Here is a 14197-nt window from a genome sequence, read left to right as displayed (position 1 = left end):
GTGGCCATGACGATGACAGCGATTCACGACGGCAGCGCACTGGAGGTGCGCGATGACGCGCCCCAGCGGACGCGCATCGAGGCGATTCCCCGAGTCGTCGACCTGGCCGCCGCCGAGCAGGCCGGCCGGATGTTCCTGAAGGCGCTGGGCATCGATCCCGACGACCCCGCCGCGCCTGACATGGCCCGCACGCCTCGCCGCTTCGCCGAGGCCTATGCCGAGCTGATGTCGCCGGAGCCGTTCGACTTCACCACCTTCGCCAACACCGAGGGCTACGACGAGCTGGTCCTGGTGCGGGACATCCCCGTGCACTCGCTGTGCGAGCACCACCTGCTGCCGTTCACCGGCGTCGCGCACGTGGCCTACCTGCCTGCGGACCGGGTCGTGGGGCTGTCGAAGCTGCCGCGCATGGTGGACTACTACGCCCGTCGCCCGCAGACCCAGGAGCGCCTGACCGTGCAGATCGCCGACGCGCTGGCCGCACGCCTGCAGCCCCGCGGCATCGGCGTGGTCATCGAGGCCACGCACACCTGCATGACCCTGCGCGGCGCGCGCGCCACCGGGTCCAAGACCTCGACGTCGGCGCTGCGCGGCATCCTGCGCGACGACCAGCGCTCGCGCGCCGAGTTCCTCTCGCTCGCCGCGGATCGCACGCGCTGAGCCCCAGACGCACAACAGAGCACCGAAGGAAGGACACAAGATGACCATCGCGATCGTCGGCGGAGGACTCGCAGCCGCCACAGCAGCAACGGAGCTTCGTGAGAAGGGGTACGACGGGGACGTCGTCATCTACTCCGCGGAGGACCACCTTCCCTACGAGCGTCCGCCGCTCTCCAAGGAGGTGCTGCTGGGCAGCAAGCAGGTCGAAGAGGCGCAGGTGCACGACGCCGCCTGGTACACCGAGAACAACGTGCAGCTGGAGCGCGGCGTGAAGGTCGTCTCCATCGACCCGGCCGCGCACACCCTGCGCGCCGAGCCCGTCGCCGGCGGCGAGAGCACCGAGCACTCCTACGACAAGCTGCTGCTGGCCACCGGGGCGTCGCCCCGGCACTTCCCCGTCGCCGACAAGGTCTCGGACCCCGTCTACCTGCGCACCATCGAGGACAACGCGCGGCTCGTCGAGGCGCTCAAGCCCGGCGCCAAGGTCGTCATCGTCGGCGCCGGCTGGATCGGCCTGGAGGTCGCCTCCGCTGCTCGTCAGAAGGATGCCGCGGTGACCGTCTACGAGGTCGCCGACCTGCCGCTGGTGGCCGTCCTGGGCCCGGAGGTCGCGACGCTGTTCGCCGACCTGCACCGCGCCCACGGCGTGGACCTGCGTCTGGGCACCCCGGTCACGGAGGAGGCCATGGCCGAGGCCGACCTCGTCGTGGTCGGCATCGGCGCCATCCCCAACATCGAGCTGGCCGAGCAGGCGGGCCTGGACGTGGACCGCGGCGTGCTGGTCGACGAGACCCTGCGCACCTCCGACCCCGACATCTACGCCATCGGCGACATCGCCCTGCAGCAGCACCCCGTGCTGGGCCGTCGCATCCGCGTGGAGCACTGGGACACTGCAATCGAGCAGGGCAAGGTCGCCGCGCACAACCTCGCCGGAGCCAGTGAGCAGTACTCGCACCTGCCGTACTTCTTCACCGACCAGTACGACCTGGGCATGGAGTACTTCGGCAGCGTCGGCCCCGACGGCTACGACCGCGTCGACATCGAGGGCAACACCGACGTCGCGAACGGCGGCGCGTTCCGCGCCTACTGGGTCAAGGACGGCACCGTCCGCGCGGCCATGCACACGAACGACTGGGACGCGTCCGACGCTGTCCGCGACAGCATCGGCACGTCTCGATGACATCGGCCGAAGGAACGGATGCCGGTAAGACCGGCGATCGGATGCTGCGCCGCATCGGCATCCGTGACTTCGACTTCTCACGCCAGGTCGCGGTGATGGCGGTCATCAACCGCACACCCGACTCGTTCTACGACAAGGGCGCCACGTTCGCGCTGGATCGCGCGGTGGAGAGCGCGCTGCGTGCGGGCGACCAGGGCGCCGACTGGGTGGACATCGGGGGCGTGCCGTTCGGGCGCGGCCCCGTGGTCACCACCGCGGAGGAGATCGACCGCGTGGTGCCCGTGGTGGCGGCCATCACGGCCGCCCGCCCCGAGCTGGTCATCTCGGTCGACACCAACAACGCCGAGGTGGCGGAGGCCGCCATCGAGGCGGGTGCCGCCGTGATCAACGACACCAGCGGCCTGGGCGACCCCCGCATGGCGGATGTCATCGCGAAGAGCCAGGCGCACATCGTCATCACGCACAGCGTGGGTCCGCCGCGGGCCGAGAAGCCCGCCGCGCACTTCGACGACGTGGTCGGCGAGGTGCGGGCGTTCCTGGTGGAGCGGATGGCGCGTGCCGAGGCCGCCGGCGTGCCGCACGAGCGGCTGATCATCGATCCCGGTCACGACCTCGACAAGAACACGCTGCACACGCTGGAGATCACCCGGCGGCTGGCCGAGATCGCCACGATCGACGCGCCGCTGCTGGTGGCCGTGTCCAACAAGGACTTCATCGGCGAGTCCATCGACCGTCCGCAGGGCGAGCGCCTGTCCGGATCGCTGGCCGCCATGACCGCGTGCATCCTCAGCGGGGCGCGGATCGTGCGCATGCACGACATCCCCCAGACCGTCGACGCCGTGCGCATGATCGAGGCCATCCAGGGCTGGCGGCAGCCGGTCAGGCTCGAGCACAACACGCACCCCACGCACAACGTCTGACAGGCTGGAGGCATGGTTGACGACGGTGTGATCGACCGGATCTGGCCGAATCCGGCATCCGCTCTGGATGATGAGGCGCTGCTGGCGCAGACGGCGTTCCCCGATTCGGGCACCTGGCTGCGCGTGAACTTCATCGCCAGTGCCGACGGGGCGGCCACGCGCGAGGGGCGGTCGGGGTCGCTCGGCGACGCCGCCGACCGGCGGATGTTCGAGCTGCTGCGGCGCGAGGCCGACGTGGTGCTGGTGGGCGCAGGAACTCTGCGCGACGAGGGCTACGGCGGCTTTCGCCTCGACGACGCGTCGGCCGCGTGGCGGGTGGATGCCGGGATGCCGGCGCACCCCGTGCTGGCGACGGTCAGCCGGAGGCTGGCGCTCGATCCCGCATCGGAGCTGTTCACGGACGCGCCGGTGCGCCCGATCGTGTACACGACGACGACGGCATCCGCTCCTGCTGACAGACGTGAGGCGCTGGAAGCTGTCGCCGACGTGGTCTCCGCGGGGGAGAACGCCGTGGACTTCGCGCTGGTGCGCGCGGATCTGGCCGCTCGCGGCCTGCGCAGGATCCACTCCGAGGGCGGACCGTCGCTGTTCGGTGCGCTGCTGGCCGCCGGGGCCGTGGATGCCCTGCACCTGACCCTCGCCCCGGCTGTGGACTCCGGGTCGGCCGGGCGGATCACCCGCGGCCCGTTCACTCCGACCGCCGCGCACCTGGCATCGGTGCTGCGCGCCGGCGACGAGCTGCTGCTGCACTACCTGCTGTAAGGGGTGTCCGGGAGTTTCGCGGGGCCCATATTGCTGCCTCATGGCGGAGGAGCCCGCCATTCGGGTCCCGCGAGAATCGGGTTCGAGAACTCCGCGAGCAGAAGATCCCCGAGTAGCCTCGGAGCATGACTTTCCGCGGCAGTCTCCAGACGCCGGTGCGAGCCGTCGGAGTGGAGAGCGACGGCACCGCCATCACGCGCGTGTTCTGGATGAAGGACGCTGAGGAAGCGGATGCCGGCGAGCCCGACGACCTCGTGCGCGAGGCGCTGGCGCAGTTGGAGGCGTACTTCGCCGGGCGGCTGACGGCCTTCGACGTGCCCTTCGACCTGGGCCGCCAGACCGAGGCCACCCGCGCCGTGCTCATGACGCTGTACGACACCGTCGGACACGGCGAGACCGTCACCTACGGCGAACTGGCCGCGCGCAGCGGCACCACGGTGCCGGCCCGCGGCATCGGCTCCATCATGGGCGCCAATCCCATCCCGATCATCGTGCCGTGCCATCGCGTGGTGGCCGGCGACGGCCTCGGCGGCTACTCCGGCGGACGCGAGGGCGAGGGACTGCTGACCAAGCGCTGGCTGCTCGAACACGAGGGCACCCTGCCCGCAGCGCTGTTCTGAAGCCGAGACGGCGGGCTCAGGACTCGCCCGGCTCAGCCGAAGGCCCGCGTGAGCTTGTGCGGGTTGCACACCTGGCGGATGCCGCGGATCCGGCCGTCCTCGTCGAGCTCGAGGGCCAGCACATCGGTGCGGCCCGAGTGCGTGAGCGCGAAGCCCGGCTCGCCGTTGACGTCCAGCGGCGCGATGGAGACCGTGCTGCCGTACGCCTTCGCCTTGCCCAGCACGCCGGCGTAGAACCGGTGCACCTTCTCGGCGCCGAAGATCGGGTTGCGGGTGGCCGAGACGACGCCTCCGCCATCGGTCCACAGGATGGCGTCGTCGGTCAGCAGCGTCAGCAGGGCATCCAGATCCCCGGTCTGCACGGCCGCGACCAGTGCAGACAGCGCCTGCGGGTCGACGGTGCGTGGATGCGCGGCATCCGCGTCCAGCCGCAGCCGCCGCTCGCCGCGCGATATCAGCTGCCGCACCGCGGCCGGCGACTTCTCCAGGATCTCGCCGATCTCGGTGGCGGGCATGCCGTACGCCCGATGCAGCACGACCGCAGCACGGGCCTCGGGCGTGAGCTGCTCGGCCAGGTGCAGCAGAGCCAGCGAGAGCATCTCGCGGTCGGCCACGGCATCCTCCGGCAGGCGCGAGGTGGCGACCGGCTCGGGCAGCCAGTGCCCGGTGTAGTCCTCCCGGATGCCCGACAGCGAGCGCACCCGGTCGATGGACCGGCGCACGCAGGTCGTGGTGAGCCAGGCCGGCCACGAGCGGACGAGCTCGGCATCCGCCCTCTCAGCCCGAAGGGCGTCGATGGCCACCTCCGAGACGACATCCTCGGCGTGGCCGAAGTCGCCCAGCATCCGGTAGGCGATGCCGACCAGCCGACCCCGCTCCGCCTCCCACGCGAGGGTGGCAGGAGTGGGTGGGGTCATGTCTTCACGCTACCTCGGATGCCGGGGCCCGGCCCTGCCTGAGCGGCGTCAGGCGATGGGGTGCTTGTCATCCAGCGGCGGCTCCATCTCGGTGGCGATGGCGATGCGGTTCCACACGTTGATGGTGGCGATGGCCATGATGATGCCGCCCAGCTCGCCCTCGTCGAAGTACTCGGCGGCCTTGTTCCAGATCTCGTCGGTGACGGTGTCGGGGCCCAGCTTGGTGACCGCGTCGGTCAGGGCGAGGGCGGCCAGCTCCTTCGGCTCGAACAGGTTCTTGGCATGCTGCCAGGCGCCCACCGCGTGCAGCACGCGCTGCGGGATGCCGTGCTTGGCGCCGTCGGTGGAGTGCATGTCCACGCAGAACCCGCACCCGTTGAGGATCGATGCGCGCAGCTTGATGAGCTCGTACAGTCGCTTGTCCACGGCCTTGCTGGAGTACGCCTCCATCCCGAGCACCGCGGCGTAGCCGAGCTTGTTGGTGCGTGCCATGTCGATCCTGGTCATGATGTTCCTTCCTCCGGGCATCCGTTCGACGCCTTCATCAGTACTGTCGGATCATCCCGCACAGGTGTGACATCGGCATCCGGTGCGGGCCCGTCTTCAGCATCCGTCCGTCATCCGGCCCGGGCGGCGGGCCGACCCTGCGACAATGGAAGACCCCGAGCGACCGAGGAGCACTCTTGTCCAGCAGCGATATGCGGTACGTCTCCACCCGCGGCGGCATGACGCCGCAGCCGTTCAGCGAGACCCTGCTCGAGGGGCTCGCCCCCGACGGCGGTCTGGCCGTGCCCGAGGAGATGCCGCAGGTCGACGCCGAGACGCTGGAGCGCTGGCGCGCGCTGACCTACCCGCAACTGGCAGCCGAGGTGCTGGGGCTGTTCGCCACCGACATCCCGCGCGAGGACCTGGCCCGGATGACGGTGAACGCGTATGCCGACTTCCCCGACGAGGTCGTGCCGCTGCGCTCGATCGGCGGCGGCATCACGCTGGTGGGGCTCTCCGAGGGGCCGACGCTGGCTTTCAAGGACATGGCCATGCAGTTCCTGGGTCAGGTGCTCTCCTACGTGCTGGAGCGCAAGGACCAGGTGCTCAACATCGTCGGCGCCACCTCGGGCGACACCGGCTCCGCCGCCGAGCATGCGCTGCGCGGCAAGGATCGCGTGTCGGTGTTCATGCTGTCGCCACAGGGCCGGATGAGCACGTTCCAGCGCGCGCAGATGTACTCGCTCGACGACGCCAACGTGCACAACATCGCCGTCGAGGGCGTGTTCGACGACTGCCAGAACCTGGTCAAGCGCCTCTCCGGCGACCTGGACTTCAAGCACGCGCAGCATCTGGGAGCCGTGAACTCCATCAACCTCGGGCGCATCGCCGCCCAGGTCGTGTATTACTTCTGGGCCTGGCTGCGGGTGACGGATGCCGTGGAGCCGGAGCATCGGGAGGGCTTCGAGGTGTCGTTCGCCGTGCCATCCGGCAACTTCGGCAACATCCTCTCCGGCTTCTTCGCCAGGAGCATGGGCCTGCCGATCCGCCGCCTGGTGCTGGCCGCCAACGAGAACAACGTGCTGGACGAGTTCTTCCGCACCGGCATCTACCGGCCGCGCTCGGCCGCGAACACCTTCGCCACCTCGAGCCCGTCGATGGACATCTCCAAGGCGTCCAACCTGGAGCGCTTCATCCACGCGCTCGTCGGGCACTCCGCATCTGACGTCGTGGATGCCTGGGCCGCGCTGGACCGCGACGGGTTCTTCGACTTCTCCGCCGAGCAGCCGCGGTTCGAGGCCGAGTTCGGCATCGTCAGCGGCACCTCCACGCACGCCGACCGGCTGGCCACGATCCGCTCCGTGAACGAGGAGTCCGGCGAGATCATCGACCCGCACACCGCCGACGGCGTGACCGTCGCACGGCAGTACGTCGAGCAGGACGTGCCGATGCTGGTGCTCGAGACCGCCAAGCCGCAGAAGTTCGCCGAGACCATCACCGAGGCCATCGGCGTGGACCTGGAGTATTCGCCCGAACTGCAGCGGATGCTGGACGCCCCGCAGCACGTGACCGAGATGGCCGACGACGAGCAGGCGCTGCGCGCCTTCGTGGCCGAGCACGCCCTGCACTGATCCGCACAGGGCCCGTGCCCTGCTTGACCCGCGCGGCGCGCCCTGCCTGACCCGCGCGGCGCGAACTGACGATGGCGACCAGGACGAGTCCGATGTCGGTGAGCACTGGGCTGTGGGAGGCGGCGACGCCGAGCGCGGCGCTGACGATCAGCCCGACGCCGATCAGCGGCAGCACGCGGGCGCGCTCGGCCACGGGCGACGACGACGCGAACAGCACCGTGAAAGCACCGGATGCCGCGGTGTACCCGAGTGCGGGCTGGCCGACCAGCGTCATCACGGCGATCGGGACCGCGATGCTGAGCCCCGCCTGCACGCCGATCTGCCAGCGCGGACCGCGCGAGGGTGCGAAGGCGAACAGGCTCACGCTGCCATTCTTTCGCGCTTCCGCACGGCATCCACCTGTTGCACTTCGGGGGCCGACGCGCCAGATGGCGGACGTTTCCCGCGAATCCGTCCGACAGGTGGCGTGTCGGCCCCCGATTCGTAACGGCGCCGACGGCGCGTGCGCGCCGAATAGGCTGAGCGGATGAGCACCCAGCAGCCCGACGGTCGTGTTCGCCCCGGCATCGCCGACCGACTGTCCCGGATGATCCAGCTGCCGACGGTCTCGGCCGAGCTGGAGCAGCGCGGGCATGAGCCGTTCGCCGCGTTCGAGGCGCTGCTGGCCGAGCTGTACCCGCTCGTGCACGAGCACCTGTCGCTGGAGAAGCACACCGATTACGGGCTGCTGTTCCATTGGAAGGGCAGGGATGCGGCATCCGATCCGGTCGTGCTGATGGCGCACTACGACGTCGTGCCGGTGGACGAGTCCGACCCGTGGACGTACCCGCCCTTCGAGGGGCGCATCGCAGACGGGCGCGTCTACGGCCGTGGTGCGCTGGACGACAAGGGCCCGCTGATCGTCGTGATCGAGGCCGTGGAGAACCTGCTTGCTGCAGGCTTCACTCCCGAGCGCGACGTGTACCTGTCGTTCGGCGGCAACGAGGAGAGCTTCGGCACCGCGGCGCTGGCCATCTCGAACGCCTTCCGCGATCGCGGCATCACCCCGTGGCTGGTGGTCGACGAGGGCGGCGCCGTGGTCGACTCGCCGCTGCCGTTCGTGCCGGGCGGAGCCGCGATGATCGGCGTGGGCGAGAAGGGCATCGTCACGCTGCGACTGTCGGCACGGGGTGATGGTGGCCACGCGTCCACGCCGCCGACGCTCACCGCCGTGCGCCGCATCGCCCGCGCCGTGAACCGGCTCGACCCGTCGACGTTCCGCGCTCGCACGCCGAAAGCCGTCAGCCGGATGCTGGCGCAGTTCGCCTCCCGCACGCCCGGCCTTGCCGGGTTCGGACTGAAGCTCCTCAGCCGGATGCCGGCGATCACCGCCGCCGTGTTCTCCCGGCTCGGCGGCGAGCCCGCCGCGCTGGTCCGCACCACGGTCGCCGCCACCATGCAGTCCGGCGGCACGGCCGCCAACGTCATCCCGTCGCAGGCGTCCGCCACGATCAACCTGCGCCTGGCGCTGGGTGAGAACGTCGACGGCACTGTACTGCGCGTGCGCGACCGCATCCACGATCCGCTGGTGGCCATCGAGGTCGTCGACGGTTCGGGACCTTCGCCGGAATCCCCGACGGGCGGGGCTCAGTGGGAACTGCTCGAACAGGCGCTGAGCGTCTCGCATCCCGGCATCCCGGCCACGCCGTACGTGATGATGGCCGCGACCGACTCGCGGCACTTCCACCGCTTCTCACCGGCCGTGTACCGCTTCGCACCGCTGGAGATGACCGCCGCGCAGCGCGCGGCCATCCACGGCGTGGACGAATACGTCGAGATCGACGCGCTGGCACGGGGGGAGCGGTTCCACCGCGCGCTCATCGAGCGACTAGGGTGAACTCACCCGGTACCCGACCGGCCCTGAAGGAGAGGCGCGATGACGCGCACCGTACCCACCCGCGTGACCCTCGGCGCGCTCGCCGGCGTGGTCGGCTTCCTCGCGTTCGTCGAGTTCACCAGCGGCGTGCTGCAGGGCTACTACACTCCCATGCTCAGCGACATCGCCCGGCACCTGGGCATCCACGACGCCGACGTGAACTGGCTGGAGGGTTCGCAGCTCATGCTCTCGGCGCTGGTCGTGCCGGCGTTCGCCAAGCTCGGCGACATGGTCGGGCACAAGCGGATGCTGTTGATCTCGACGGCGCTGACCGCGGCCGCCGCGTTCGTGCTGCCGTTCACGGCATCCTTCGTGGTGTTCCTGGTCGGCTGGGCGCTGATGGGCTTCTACGTCGTGTGGCTGCCGCTGGAGATCGCGCTGATCTGGTCGCGCTCGCGCGCGATGGAGGGGCGGTCGGTCATCACCGCGCGCGCCGCGGGGATGCTGGTGGCGGCGCTGGAGACCGGCGCCATCCTCGGTGCGCTGGCCGGCGGTGCGCTCATCGACATGCTGCCGCTGTGGATCGTACTGCTGGTGCCGGCGGTGCTGATCGTCGTGTGCTTCTTCGTGGTGCTGTTCGGGGTCGAGGAATCGCCTGAACTGACCGGCGGGCGCCTGGACACCACCGGCATCGTGCTCATCTCCCTGGCGCTGATCGCGTTCACCGGCGGGCTCAGCCTGCTGCGTCTGCCGGGAGGCGTGACGAGCTTCTGGTCGTGGGGCATGGTGGTGATCGGCATCCTGCTGGTGATCCCGTTCGTGCGCTGGGAGCTGCGCCATGACGACCCGGTGATCGACGTGCGCATGTTCCGCTCGCCGGCGCTGGGGCCGGTCTTCCTCACCGCGGGCCTGTTCGGTGTGAGCGTGCTGGGCGCGCAGGCGCCGCTGTCGACCTTCGCCCGCACGGATCCGGGTGTGTACGGCTACGGCCTGGGCACCACGGGCTTCGCCACCTCGCTGATCATCGGCATCTACCTGATCGCCATGATCACCGGTGCACTGCTGTTCCCCGTCGTGGCACGCCTGCTGACGCCGCGGGTGACCCTGATCGGCGCCTCCGTGCTGGTCGGCATCGGGTTCCTGCTGTTCCTGCCGCTGCATGGCACGTACCTGCAGGTGATCGTCAATATGGTCATCGTCGGCCTCGGATCGGGGGCGCTGGTGGCCGCTTTGCCGGCGGCCGCGGCATCCGCAGCCCCCTCCACGCAGACCAGCGTGGCGACGGGCCTGACCAACTCGGTCAAGACCGTGGGAGGTGCGATCGCGTCGTGCGTGTTCGGCATCGCGCTGCTCAACGGTGTGGTCGCCGGTGGCGCCTCAGGCACGGCCGGATCGTTCTCCGGCTACATGACCGTGTGGATCGTGTGCGGCGTGACCGCGCTGATCGCCGCCGTGCTGCTGGTCTTCGTGCCCAAGCAGGCGTTCACCGACACCAGGGTCTGAGCACCGCGGGTCTGGGCACCGCGGGTCTGGGCACCGGCATCCGCTGTTACTGGCGCGCACTGTGTCGGCGAGTGCACCGGATGCTGCCGAGCGCACGGCTTGTTCTGGTGAAGTTCCCGTGCACTCGACGAGGTCCCGTGCTCTCGACGGAATGGCTGTGCGGAATCAGCCGATGCCGTTGAGGCTCAGCTGCGCGTCGCGCGCTGCCAGGGCATCGGTGGGGGAGAGTGCAGCACTGCTGACCTTGAGGCCGAGGCCCTCGGCGGTGGCGAACAGACCGCCGGCTTCATGACGGCCGTGCGCACGCACATCCCCTGAGACCTGCATCCGTTCCGCGATCGTGGGTCCGGCTGCTGGCCGTGACCGACAACATGTTCGCCCTCGACGGCCGTCGAGGGCACGAGATCGTGCACGTGTTCGCGATACGCAGTGAGGAGCTCGAACGGATGCCGTTGGATGAGCGCCGTAAGAACATCGACAGCCGTTCGACCGCGGGATGGTGGCGACTGGATGAACTCGGCGAAGGAAAGTTGCCGTTCTACCCGGAGGGGATCCTCGAGCTCGCGCGCGGACTCGCTTGACTGCTACTGATCCCGGTCCAGACCAAAGGTGTTCTTCACCAGGGCGCGCACGTCTCGGTCGATTCCGTCGATGCGCTTGTCGATCCCGTCGATGCGTCTGTCGACGGCGTCGAATCTGACATCGACGGCGTCGAATCTGGCATTCATCGCCTCGAACCGCGCGTTCATCTCGCCGCGCAGGCCGCCGATCTCACCTCGCATCTCGCCACGCAGACCGCCGATCTCGGCGCGGACGACGCGCAGGAACAGCGTCGAGACGATCGTGAGCATGCCGCCCATGAGCGTGACGAACGATCCGATCATCGCCCACGTCTGCGCCTCGTTCATGAACAGCATCTCCTCATCGTCGCACCGTTGCATCGAGGATGCCCCCGTGTGCGGACACCACATGCCCTGATGCCCAGGGATTGTGGATAACTCCCTCGAAGGCGCCGATTGTGGAGAGTAGTGTGCCGGATGCTGCCGATATCCGGCACAGGCATCCGTCGCCGGTTACTGCGGGCGGTTCGCGGAGATCATCCAGCTCACGCCGAAGCGGTCGACCAGCATCCCGAAGCGGTCGCCCCAGGATGCGTCCTCGAACGGCATCATCGGGGTGCCGCCCGATGCCAGCCCGTCCCAGATCTCCTGGGCGCGGTCGGCGTCATCGGTGCTGATCGAGACGGAGACGCCCTGCGGCGCCTGGTACTCCATGCCGGTCGGGGTGTCGGAGCCGGCGAGCACCATGCCGTCGTCGGTCGAGAGCCAGGAGTGCATGATCTTGCCGGCGTCGGCAGGATCCTGCGGCATGTCGGGGAACATCGAGAATTCGACGAGGTCGAGGGTGCCGCCGAGCACCGACTGGTAGAACGTCATCGCCTCGCGCGCGTTGTCGCGGAACGAGAGATAGGGGGTCAGAGTCGCCATCGGTTCGCCTTCCGATCGGATGCCGGGTTTCTCCCGACTCGGTACAGTCTGCGTCCGGCCACCGACATCGGCAAGAGATTCTCAGGAGTCGGAGGATTCTCTCGGCGGGTTGTGCACGAACTCCAGCCGGATGCCGCTGGAATCCTCCACGAATGACGCGTAGTAGCGGGCGCTGAACCGCGGGTAGAGCTTGGGGTCGCGCGCCGCCGTCCATCCGGAATCCATCGCCACGCGATGCAGCCGGTCGACCTCCTCGCGGGAGCCGACGCTGAACGCCAGATGCTGCCAGCCCGCTTCGCCGTGCCGGTGCGGAGACGCATCCGCATCGTCGCGGATGGGGAAGATGATGATCTCGGTCTCGTCGCCGTTGTCCCACGAGATGCCGTGGGGCGCCTCGATGCCGAGCGTGTAGCCGAGCGCGGTGAGCACCGGGTGGAACTGTCGCCTGCCCTGCTCGAGGTCCAGGACGGAGATGCCGAGGTGGTCCAGAAGAGCCATCCGCCCATCCTGCCGCACGGCCGGCGGATCGGCGATTCGGATCAGCGGTTCCGGTGATCCTCCGGCGCCAGCCGCGGCCCGCGACGCGGCTCCGGGATGCCCTCGGCGAAGATCAGCCGGATGATGCGCTGACGGTGCCCGGCCCACGGCTCCAGCAGCGCCAGCATGCCGACGTCGTCGGTGCGGCTGCCGGTGAGCGCGTACCCCACCTCGTGCGCGAGATGGAAGTCTCCGACGCTGACGGCATCCGCATCTCCCAGGGCGCGGATGCGGGTCTCGGCCGACGTCCACGGTCCGATCCCCGGCAGGCTCGTCAGGATGCGGTCACGAGCATTCCCGTCGGAAGCGGTGAGCACGGCGCGGTGGATGCTGGCGCCCCGCGCCGCCGAGCGGATGATGGTGCGTGCCTGCGGCGGCTGGACACCCGCGCGATGCAGGACCCAGGACGGAATCGTGCGCCAGACGTCGGCCGGGGGAGCGGCGAACATCGGCCGCGGTGTCGGCCCCGGTGCCCGCTGCCCGAAGCGGGAGACGAGATGCCGCCAGGCGCCGAAAGCCTGCATGCCGGTGACCTTCTGCTCGAGGATCGCGCACATCAGCGCATCCAGCACGCGCCCGGTGCGGGCCATGCGGATGCCGGGATGGCGCCGCGCGATCTCCGCCAGCCCTGGATGTGACGAGACATCGAACCCGGAGAGGTCGTCATCCACGCCGCACAGCGCCGGCACCTGGTCGAGGGCCTCGCCGGCGCCAGGGCCCCACGCCGCGGCATGCACGCCATCGGAGGCCTGCCGCAGGCAGAGGGTCGCGATGCCGGCATCCGTTCGGAACGCCATCCAGAGCCGGCCGCGATCGGCGACCATCGTCGGGTCGGTTCCACCGCGGCGCAGCATCCCCACGGTCGCCACGAGGTCCAGCGGATGCTCGGGCCGGTATACGGACTCGCGAGCCACCGCGGCGGCGGGCTCTGCGGCATCCGTCATGGTCATACCGAAACCCTACGCGGGCCTTCTGACATCCCCTCGCGCACCGTGGCTCGCGCTGCTGTTCTCGACGGTTCCCGGTGCTCGCGCTGCTGTTCTCGTTCACAGCGACGCATATCTGCGCAGCGCCGGTCGAGAACTGCAGCGCGGGACTGGGATGCGGAGAACTGCAGCGCGGGACTGGGATGCGGAGAACTGCTGCGCGGGACTGGGATGCGGAGAACTGCTGCGCGGGACCGGGATGCTGAAAAGCTGCACCGAGGGCGGCGGAAGTGCCGATCCGAAGGTCAGAAGCGGTCGGGCGAGGGGGTGCCGTGGCCGTAGCGGATGGTGACGTCGGCGTGGCGGTCGAAGCGGTAGCCGACGCCGCGCACGGTGCGCACGATGTCCTCGTGGCGGCCGAGCTTGGCGCGCAGGCGGCGCACGTGCACGTCGATGGTGCGCTCGCCGGGGGCGTCCTCCTCGGAGGATGCCTGCCACAGCGCCGAGACCAGCTCGCTGCGCTCGATGGTGCGGCCCTCGCGCAGCACCAGGTACTGCAGCAGCTCGAACTCCTTGTAGGTGAAGGCGGCGGACTCGCCGTCCAGCAGCACGCGCTTGCGGGAGATGTCGACGACGACGCCGGCATCCTCGTCCTTCTCCTCCTCGACGGCGGCGTGCGCGCGGGCGATGGCGCCGGGCTCGTGCAGGGCGAG

General features: G+C 69.7%; 18 protein-coding genes. 10 read left to right on the top strand and 8 right to left on the bottom strand.

Annotation, left to right across the window (positions count from 1 at the left end):
- The first annotated feature begins 6 nt into the window (after window positions 1-6).
- From folE to Q0568_RS10280, 5 genes are all read left to right on the top strand, one after another.
- Window positions 7-660 carry a GTP cyclohydrolase I FolE gene (folE, locus tag Q0568_RS10300; protein ID WP_298866081.1) on the top strand — a complete coding sequence of 218 codons (654 nt, stop codon included), beginning with the start codon at window positions 7-9 and terminating at the stop codon, window positions 658-660.
- Between the two features lie 40 nt (window positions 661-700).
- Window positions 701-1840: an FAD-dependent oxidoreductase gene (locus tag Q0568_RS10295; protein ID WP_298866079.1), complete on the top strand. Its 1140-nt coding sequence runs from the start codon at window positions 701-703 to the stop codon at window positions 1838-1840.
- The gene (folP, locus tag Q0568_RS10290) at window positions 1837-2760 is read left to right on the top strand and encodes a dihydropteroate synthase (RefSeq protein WP_298866077.1); all 924 of its coding nucleotides are present in this window, start codon (window positions 1837-1839) and stop codon (window positions 2758-2760) included. The genes Q0568_RS10295 and folP overlap by 4 nt, the downstream gene beginning before the upstream one ends.
- 12 nt (window positions 2761-2772) lie before the next feature.
- On the top strand, window positions 2773-3522 hold the full coding sequence (locus Q0568_RS10285) for a pyrimidine reductase family protein (protein ID WP_298866075.1): 750 nt from the start codon (window positions 2773-2775) through the stop codon (window positions 3520-3522).
- A gap of 125 nt (window positions 3523-3647) precedes the next feature.
- Window positions 3648-4142, top strand: a complete 495-nt coding sequence (locus Q0568_RS10280; protein WP_298866073.1) for a methylated-DNA--[protein]-cysteine S-methyltransferase — start codon at window positions 3648-3650, stop codon at window positions 4140-4142.
- A 32-nt stretch (window positions 4143-4174) separates the two neighbouring features.
- On the opposite strand, the gene Q0568_RS10275 is transcribed toward Q0568_RS10280, so the two are convergent.
- Entirely contained in the window at window positions 4175-5059 is an 885-nt protein-coding gene (locus Q0568_RS10275) for a sigma-70 family RNA polymerase sigma factor (RefSeq protein WP_298866071.1), read from the bottom strand.
- A 48-nt stretch (window positions 5060-5107) separates the two neighbouring features.
- A complete protein-coding gene (locus Q0568_RS10270; protein ID WP_298866069.1) occupies window positions 5108-5566 on the bottom strand; it encodes a carboxymuconolactone decarboxylase family protein in 459 nt (152 codons plus the stop codon).
- A 191-nt stretch (window positions 5567-5757) separates the two neighbouring features.
- Here Q0568_RS10270 and thrC point away from each other — a divergent pair, with 191 nt between their 5' ends.
- The 4 genes from thrC to Q0568_RS10250 all read left to right on the top strand — a co-directional run bounded on the left by thrC (window position 5758) and on the right by Q0568_RS10250 (window position 10534).
- Window positions 5758-7176, top strand: coding sequence for a threonine synthase (thrC, locus tag Q0568_RS10265; RefSeq protein WP_298866141.1), 1419 nt, complete (start codon window positions 5758-5760; stop codon window positions 7174-7176).
- Window positions 7177-7268: 92 nt separating this feature from the next.
- Window positions 7269-7706: a hypothetical protein gene (locus Q0568_RS10260; protein ID WP_298866067.1), complete on the top strand. Its 438-nt coding sequence runs from the start codon at window positions 7269-7271 to the stop codon at window positions 7704-7706.
- Window positions 7703-9052: a M20/M25/M40 family metallo-hydrolase gene (locus Q0568_RS10255; RefSeq protein ID WP_298866065.1), complete on the top strand. Its 1350-nt coding sequence runs from the start codon at window positions 7703-7705 to the stop codon at window positions 9050-9052. Before Q0568_RS10260 ends, Q0568_RS10255 begins: the two co-directional genes overlap by 4 nt.
- Window positions 9053-9091: 39 nt before the next feature.
- Complete coding sequence (locus Q0568_RS10250; protein WP_298866062.1) at window positions 9092-10534, top strand: MFS transporter; 1443 nt, start codon at window positions 9092-9094, stop codon at window positions 10532-10534.
- Window positions 10535-10699: 165 nt separating this feature from the next.
- On the opposite strand, the gene Q0568_RS10245 is transcribed toward Q0568_RS10250, so the two are convergent.
- The gene (locus Q0568_RS10245; RefSeq protein ID WP_298866060.1) at window positions 10700-10861 is read right to left on the bottom strand and encodes a hypothetical protein; all 162 of its coding nucleotides are present in this window, start codon (window positions 10859-10861) and stop codon (window positions 10700-10702) included.
- 32 nt (window positions 10862-10893) lie between these two features.
- Here Q0568_RS10245 and Q0568_RS10240 point away from each other — a divergent pair, with 32 nt between their 5' ends.
- Window positions 10894-11115 carry a hypothetical protein gene (locus Q0568_RS10240; protein ID WP_298866058.1) on the top strand — a complete coding sequence of 74 codons (222 nt, stop codon included), beginning with the start codon at window positions 10894-10896 and terminating at the stop codon, window positions 11113-11115.
- A gap of 3 nt (window positions 11116-11118) precedes the next feature.
- Here the strand turns inward: Q0568_RS10240 and Q0568_RS10235 are convergent, their stop codons facing one another.
- The 5 genes from Q0568_RS10235 to Q0568_RS10215 all read right to left on the bottom strand — a co-directional run.
- Window positions 11119-11451, bottom strand: coding sequence for a hypothetical protein (locus tag Q0568_RS10235; RefSeq protein WP_298866056.1), 333 nt, complete (start codon window positions 11449-11451; stop codon window positions 11119-11121).
- Window positions 11452-11607: 156 nt separating this feature from the next.
- Window positions 11608-12021: a VOC family protein gene (locus tag Q0568_RS10230; RefSeq protein WP_298866054.1), complete on the bottom strand. Its 414-nt coding sequence runs from the start codon at window positions 12019-12021 to the stop codon at window positions 11608-11610.
- 81 nt (window positions 12022-12102) lie between these two features.
- A complete protein-coding gene (locus Q0568_RS10225) occupies window positions 12103-12519 on the bottom strand; it encodes a VOC family protein (RefSeq protein ID WP_298866051.1) in 417 nt (138 codons plus the stop codon).
- A 41-nt stretch (window positions 12520-12560) separates the two neighbouring features.
- Window positions 12561-13508: a DNA-3-methyladenine glycosylase 2 family protein gene (locus Q0568_RS10220; RefSeq protein ID WP_366941394.1), complete on the bottom strand. Its 948-nt coding sequence runs from the start codon at window positions 13506-13508 to the stop codon at window positions 12561-12563.
- 281 nt (window positions 13509-13789) lie between these two features.
- Window positions 13790-14197, bottom strand: a 408-nt coding sequence (locus tag Q0568_RS10215; protein ID WP_298866049.1) for a winged helix-turn-helix domain-containing protein, incomplete at its 5' end; no start/stop codon positions are given.

Source organism: uncultured Microbacterium sp. (assembly GCF_937927635.1).
Classification (GTDB): Bacteria; Actinomycetota; Actinomycetes; order Actinomycetales; family Microbacteriaceae; genus Microbacterium.
Note: the sequence above shows the minus strand (reverse complement) of the source record. Positions and strands in the feature narration are given on the sequence as shown.